Below are 6,290 nucleotides of genomic sequence, written 5' to 3' on the forward strand. Positions count from 1 at the left end.
CGACCCCCGGGTTCGAGGTCAATCGGTGCGGCGGACGAGGGGGTTATACTCGCCGCATCAAGCCAACACCGGTTTCCCAAAGGTTGAACCCCATGCCCACGCGTAACGATGCCAACGACGACTTCGACGATGTACCGAGCCTGCGGATGCGCGCCGACATTCCCGATGACGATGATTTCCTGCCCAACCGTGCGCCCCACGTACAGGCGCGCCCTGCGCCCATTGCGGCGGCGCGGGTCAAGGGCCCTAGCACCGGGCCACTGTGGGCATTGGTTGGCGCCCTGCTGTGCGCGTTCGGCTTCCTGGCCTGGTGGAGCTTCCAGCAGATTTCGTTGATGGAGCAGCAACTGGTGGCAACCCAGGAAAGCTTCGCCCGGATCAGTGAAGACGCGGCGGGGCGCTTGCAGGACATTTCCGGCAAGGTAGTGGCCGGGCAGTCCAATGTCATGAGTGACAGTGAAGCGTTGAAATTGCAGGTCAAACAGTTGGACACCCGGCTGCAGGAACAGGCCCGGCAATTCGACAGCAAGCTGCAGGAGCAATACAAACTGCAGCAAGCCACGTTCGGCCCGTCCGCCGACCTGGACAAGGAGCTGGCCCAGCTCATTGCCCAGGCCAGTGAACAGCAGAACACCAACACCCAGTTGCAATCGGCCAACAAGGAGCTCCAGGCTCAGGTCAAGACGCTGGCAGCTGAAGTGGCCGCCCTGAAAAACCAGGGCGAAGGTGGCGCGCTGGATGCCCAGCTCAAGAGCATCGGCGCCGACATCACCGCCCTGAAGAGAGCCACCTCCAACTCGGCCATCGAACGCCTGGAGCAGGACATGATCGTGCTCAAGAGCCAGCAGGATAACGGCAACACGGCCGAGTTCGACGCCTTTCGCGGCCAGGTCACCCGCAACATCAACACCTTGCAGGCGCAGATCCAACACCTGCAACAGCAGCTCAGCGCGCGGGCCCAATAACCCTGCAGGCGCCTGTGGGAGGAGCTTGCTTGCGATAGTGTTCTGACGGTCATACAGGAAGTGACTGATTGGGCGCCATCGCGAGCAGGCTCGCTCCCACACTGATTTGCAGCGTTTCATGGATTAATGATCACCGCACAACGTGGGAGCGAGCCTGCTCGCGATGGCGTCCAGCCAGGCAACCCATGATCCTCTGAATACTTCTACATCGCCTCCACCCCGTCTACGCTCTCGAAACACCAACGAGAACGAGGATGCGCGTATGGGGTTTGTGTGCAGGACGGCCTGGCTGGCCGCAATGCTGGTACTGGGGTTGACGCAGGCTCTTGCCGCGCCGACGGACGATGGCCAGGCGGCCCGGGCGCTCTTGGAAAAAGCCCTGGCCTATTACCACGATAACGGTGACAAGGCCTTGGCGGTGTTCAGCCGTCAGGGCGAATTCGTCGACCAGGACCGCTATGTGTTTGTGGTGGACACCAAAGGGGTGATGCTTGCCAGTGGCGGGCCGTCAGCGGCGTTGATCGGGCGCGACGTTTCCGAAGTGCTGGGCCCGGATTTGCGCAAGGCCTTCAAGGAGGCCTTGAACACGCCCGAGGCCAGCGGTATCCAGCAAGCCGAATACCGTTGGCAGAACTGGGCGGATGGCCGGGTCGAGCGCAAGCATGTGTATTTCCAACGGGTCGGCGACCGAATCCTGGCGGTCGGCTACTACTTGCCACGGGCCTCCGCCGAACAGGCCAGGGCGCTGCTGGACAAGGCTTCAAGCGACCTGCAGAAGAACGAGAAAGCTACGTTGACGGCGATCAACTCCCTCAAGGGCGGCTACTTGCAGGATGACCTGTACGTGTTTGTCGTCGACCTCGATACCCGGCGCTATGTCGCCCATGGCACCAACCTGCGCTTGATCAATACCGACTTCGCCAGAATCAAGGATCCGGACGGCAAGCCGGTGGGCGAGCCGATCCTGGGGCTGATCAGCAAGCAGGATGCTGGGGATTATGAGTACCGGTGGAAAAACCCGGTGACCGGCAAGGTCGAGGACAAGCACGCGTACCTCAAGAAGGTCGGGCATTTCCTGGTGGCGGTGGGGTATTACAGTCCTTGAATTAGCGCTACAGCTTGTACAGCGCTGCCTTTGTGGCGAGGGAGCTTGCTCCCGCGGAGTGCGCAGCGCTCCCTAAAAGGGGGCCGCTTCGCGGCCCAGCGGGAGCAAGCTCCCTCGCCACATAGGCACCGTTCACAGATGGTCCGGGTGGGGTGTGCGGGCAATCAGCCCGCCACCAACACCCTGATCGCCTCCAACCGCAACGCCGCCTTCTCTAGCATCGCCAGGCCTTGCTCGCGCTGTTGGCGCAGGGCCACCAGTTCGCTGTCGCGCACGGTCGGGTTGACCGCTTGCAGGGCGGTCAGGCGGGCCAGTTCCTCATCGGTATCGGCCGCCAGGCGACGCTGGGCCTCGGCCACGCGCTCAGCATGACGCGGGGCGACCTTCTGTTCGCCGGCGTTGATCCGTGGTGTCAGCTGGTCGCGCTGGGCCTGGATGAACTTGTTGGCACTGGCGCGCGGCACGCTTTCGAGCTGGTCGTTGAGGGTTTCGAACGAGACCCTGGCCGCCAGGTCGTTGCCATTGGCGTCCAGCAGGCAGCGCAGGGCGGCCGGCGGCAGGTAACGACCCAATTGCAGCGAGCGGGGGGCGACCACTTCACTGACGTAGAGCAGTTCCAGCAACACGGTGCCTGGTTTGAGCGCCTTGTTCTTGATCAGCGCCACGGCGGTGTTGCCCATGGAGCCGGACAACACCAGGTCCATGCCGCCTTGCACCATCGGGTGCTCCCAGGTGATGAACTGCATGTCTTCGCGAGACAGCGCCTGGTTACGGTCGTAAGTGATGGTCACGCCTTCGTCGTCGCCCAGCGGGAAGCTGGCGTCGAGCATTTTTTCGCTCGGCTTGAGGATCAGCGCGTTATCCGAATGGTCCTCGCTGTCGATACCGAACGCATCGAACAGGGTTTCCATATAAATCGGCAGTGCGAACTGATCATCCTGCTCGAGAATGGCTTCCACCAGCGCATCGCCTTCCCCCGCGCCGCCGGAATTGAGCTCCAGCAGACGGTCGCGACCGGTGTGCAACTCGGCTTCCAGACGCTCGCGCTCGGCACGTGCTTCGTCGATCAAAGCCTGCCACTGGCCATCGTCGGCTTCTTCCAGCAACGGTAGCAGGCGCGGGCCGAACTGATGTTGCAGAGCGTTGCCGGTCGGGCAGGTGTTGAGGAACGCATTCAGCGCTTCGTGGTACCACTGGAACAACCGCGCCTGCGGGCTGTTTTCCAGGTACGGCGCGTGCAATTCGATGGTGTGCTTCTGGCCGATCCGGTCCAGACGACCGATGCGCTGCTCCAGCAGGTCCGGGTGCGCCGGCAGGTCGAACAGCACCAGGTGATGGGCGAACTGGAAGTTGCGTCCCTCGCTGCCGATTTCCGAGCAGATCAGCACCTGGGCGCCGAACTCTTCGTCGGCGAAGTAGGCAGCCGCACGGTCACGTTCCAGGATGTTCATGCCTTCGTGGAACACCGTGGCCGGGATGCCCGAGCGCACGCGCAGGGCGTCTTCCAGGTCCATGGCGGTTTCGGCGTGGGCGCAGATCACCAGCACTTTGGTGCGCTTGAGCATTTTCAGGGTGTCGATCAGCCACTCGACCCGTGGGTCGAAGCGCCACCAGCGCTCCTCTTCATTGGCGTCCGGCTGGGCCTGGAAGCTGACTTCCGGGTACAGCTCAGGGTGATCGCCCAATGGCAGCTCGAGGTATTCGTCCGGGCACGGCAGCGGGTAGGCGTGCAGCTTGCGTTCCGGGAAGCCCTGCACGGCGGCGCGGGTGTTGCGAAACAGAACGCGGCCGGTGCCGTGACGGTCCAGCAGTTCGCGTACCAGGCGGGCGCTGGCTTCGACATCGCCATCGTTGACGGCGGTCAGCAGGGCTTCGCCTTCATTGCCCAGGAAACCCTGGATGGTCTTGTGGGCTGCGGGTGACAGGCGGCCCTTGTCCAGCAACTCCTGCACGGCTTCGGCCACCGGGCGATAGTTTTCGCTCTCGGCGCGGAAAGCCTTGAGATCATGGAAGCGGTTCGGGTCCAACAGACGCAGACGGGCGAAGTGGCTGTCCTGGCCCAGTTGTTCCGGAGTCGCGGTCAGCAACAGCACGCCCGGGATCGTCTCGGCCAGCTGTTCCACCAGCGCATATTGCGGGCTGACCTGGTCCTCGTGCCATACCAAGTGGTGGGCCTCGTCGACCACCATCAGGTCCCAGCCGGCGGCGAACAGCGCGTCCTGGGCTTTCTCGTCGTCCACCAGCCATTCCAGCGCGACCAGCGCCAGTTGAGTGTCTTCGAACGGGTTGCTGGCATCGCTTTCGATGAAGCGCTCTTCGTCGAACAGCGCGACCTGGAGGTTGAAACGTCGGCGCATTTCCACCAGCCACTGGTGCTGGAGGTTCTCCGGCACCAGGATCAGCACACGGCTGGCGCGGCCGGACAGCAGTTGACGGTGGATGACCAGGCCGGCCTCGATGGTCTTGCCCAGGCCCACTTCGTCCGCCAGCAAGACCCGTGGTGCAATGCGGTCGGCGACTTCACGGGCAATGTGCAGCTGGTGGGCGATCGGCTGGGCGCGCACGCCGCCAAGGCCCCACAGCGGAGACTGTAACTGGCGGCTGGTATGTTCCAGGGTGTGGTAGCGCAGGGAAAACCAGGCCAGCGGGTCGATCTGGCCGGCGAACAGACGGTCGCTGGCCAGGCGGAACTGGATGAAGTTCGACAGTTGGGTTTCCGGCAGGGTAACGACTTCGTTCTGCCCGTTGAGGCCGTGATAGACCAGCAGGCCGTCGACGTCGTCGACTTCACGCACGGTCATCTTCCAGCCTTCGAAGTGGGTGATCACGTCGCCCGGCGAAAACCGTACGCGGGTGAGGGGCGCATTCCGTAGCGCATACTGGCGAGTGTCGCCAGTGGCCGGGTAGAGCACGGTCAACAAGCGGCCATCCTGTGCCAGAACGGTGCCTAAACCCAGCTCGGCTTCGCTGTCACTGATCCAGCGTTGCCCCGGTTGATACTGCTGCGCCATGCTGCCTGACTCCCGCCTTGAAAAAGCCGATTATCTTAACGGAATGATCCTTCAGACCAAAGGACTTACGCACGTCCCGGGTTTTCATCGGGGCGATTGATGGCAGATGACAGGGAACTTAAGCCTGTCTGACGATCCAACAGGCTTGGACCTGAGTCTTATGGCAATGCCAACTGGGTCACAACTTTCAGACCGGCGGTTCAAGCTGCCTTGCACGCAGCCGACAACCTGAAGACAGGAGACCCTTAAATGTTGATACCCACGCTCCCCTTGAGCGCCGTACCGATCACCGCGCAACAGGATCCGGTTCGCCAGCGACCGGACATCCCGCCCGTGGTCCCGGTGCAGGAAAGCTCTGGTGAAAGCACTATCGACCTGCAAAAGCGTGATCCGGAGGAGGGCGCGCTGTTGCTGCGCGAGGAGCAGCAGCGCCGGCAGGATCGCGACAAGCGCCGCCGCGAAGCCGATCAGGACCCCGAAGAACACCTGGCCGTGCCGGGCACCGAACTCAACGCCGACAACACCGTGCCGGTGGTGCCGCTGATGGAAGAGGAGTCGCGCCAGGGCCTGTGGGTCGATATCCAGATCTGAGCCAGGCGTTTGCCGACGGACGCAGGCTGGTCAATGTTGCGCGCAGCCCGCATCATGGGCGCATCCGCAATTCAACGCACGATGCCGACACGCCATGAGCCAAGACGACAAGCTGATCGACCTCAGCGCCGAGCGCGCCAAGCGCGTTCATGACCTCAACGAAAAACGCCTCAACGAAGTCCGTCAGGCTTTCGAGCAGGCCATGCCCCTGGGCAAGCCCAAGAAAAAAACCAAGAACAAACCGAAAAAGCGCTGATTTCCCCCTCGATCCTTTGATACAGATCAGTTATTTCCCCACCTTTGCGCCCCGTCGCGGGCGTTATTGACCCCGGTCAATTTCCTTACGGACCTGATTGGTTAACTTGAACCCATCGCAACAGGGGCAAGACCAGGAGGCCAGTCATGTTTATCGATAATGTGGTGTTTGCCGGTGTGTTGACGGTTGGCCTCATGTTCGTGTTTTTCGCAGGCTTTGGATTATTCATCTGGAAAGACGCACACAAGCGCAAAAAACCGTAGGTCTTTCCAGCTACAACGAGCACGCAAGGCATTTTGGGCGACTTCGGTCGCCCTTTTTTTTGAAAGTTTTTCTCTGTCTACATACAAGACCTGTGGGAG

General features: G+C 62.0%; 6 protein-coding genes. 5 read left to right on the forward strand and 1 reads right to left on the reverse strand.

Annotation, left to right across the window (positions count from 1 at the left end; genetic code table 11):
• The first annotated feature begins 92 nt into the window (after positions 1-92).
• Both ACLEJQ_RS21165 and ACLEJQ_RS21170 read left to right on the forward strand, forming a co-directional pair.
• Positions 93-965 carry an ATPase gene (locus tag ACLEJQ_RS21165; RefSeq protein ID WP_440798098.1) on the forward strand — a complete coding sequence of 291 codons (873 nt, stop codon included), beginning with the start codon at positions 93-95 and terminating at the stop codon, positions 963-965.
• A 262-nt stretch (positions 966-1,227) separates the two neighbouring features.
• Positions 1,228-2,070 (forward strand): cache domain-containing protein, encoded by an 843-nt coding sequence (locus ACLEJQ_RS21170; protein WP_440798100.1) that lies wholly within the window; start codon positions 1,228-1,230, stop codon positions 2,068-2,070.
• A gap of 164 nt (positions 2,071-2,234) precedes the next feature.
• Here ACLEJQ_RS21170 and rapA read toward each other — a convergent pair whose 3' ends face one another.
• Positions 2,235-5,081 carry an RNA polymerase-associated protein RapA gene (rapA, locus tag ACLEJQ_RS21175; RefSeq protein WP_440798102.1) on the reverse strand — a complete coding sequence of 949 codons (2,847 nt, stop codon included), beginning with the start codon at positions 5,079-5,081 and terminating at the stop codon, positions 2,235-2,237.
• A gap of 249 nt (positions 5,082-5,330) precedes the next feature.
• Here rapA and ACLEJQ_RS21180 point away from each other — a divergent pair, with 249 nt between their 5' ends.
• The 3 genes from ACLEJQ_RS21180 to ccoM all read left to right on the forward strand — a co-directional run bounded on the left by ACLEJQ_RS21180 (position 5,331) and on the right by ccoM (position 6,191).
• The gene (locus ACLEJQ_RS21180; RefSeq protein ID WP_440798104.1) at positions 5,331-5,672 is read left to right on the forward strand and encodes an aspartate-semialdehyde dehydrogenase; all 342 of its coding nucleotides are present in this window, start codon (positions 5,331-5,333) and stop codon (positions 5,670-5,672) included.
• Between the two features lie 94 nt (positions 5,673-5,766).
• Entirely contained in the window at positions 5,767-5,928 is a 162-nt protein-coding gene (locus ACLEJQ_RS21185) for a hypothetical protein (protein WP_440798106.1), read from the forward strand.
• Positions 5,929-6,074: 146 nt separating this feature from the next.
• Positions 6,075-6,191, forward strand: a complete 117-nt coding sequence (ccoM, locus tag ACLEJQ_RS21190; protein ID WP_030139315.1) for a cytochrome c oxidase subunit CcoM — start codon at positions 6,075-6,077, stop codon at positions 6,189-6,191.
• Positions 6,192-6,290: the final 99 nt, after the last annotated feature.

It is taken from the genome of Pseudomonas sp. SMV71, assembly GCF_052042015.1.
Taxonomy (GTDB): Bacteria; Pseudomonadota; Gammaproteobacteria; order Pseudomonadales; family Pseudomonadaceae; genus Aquipseudomonas.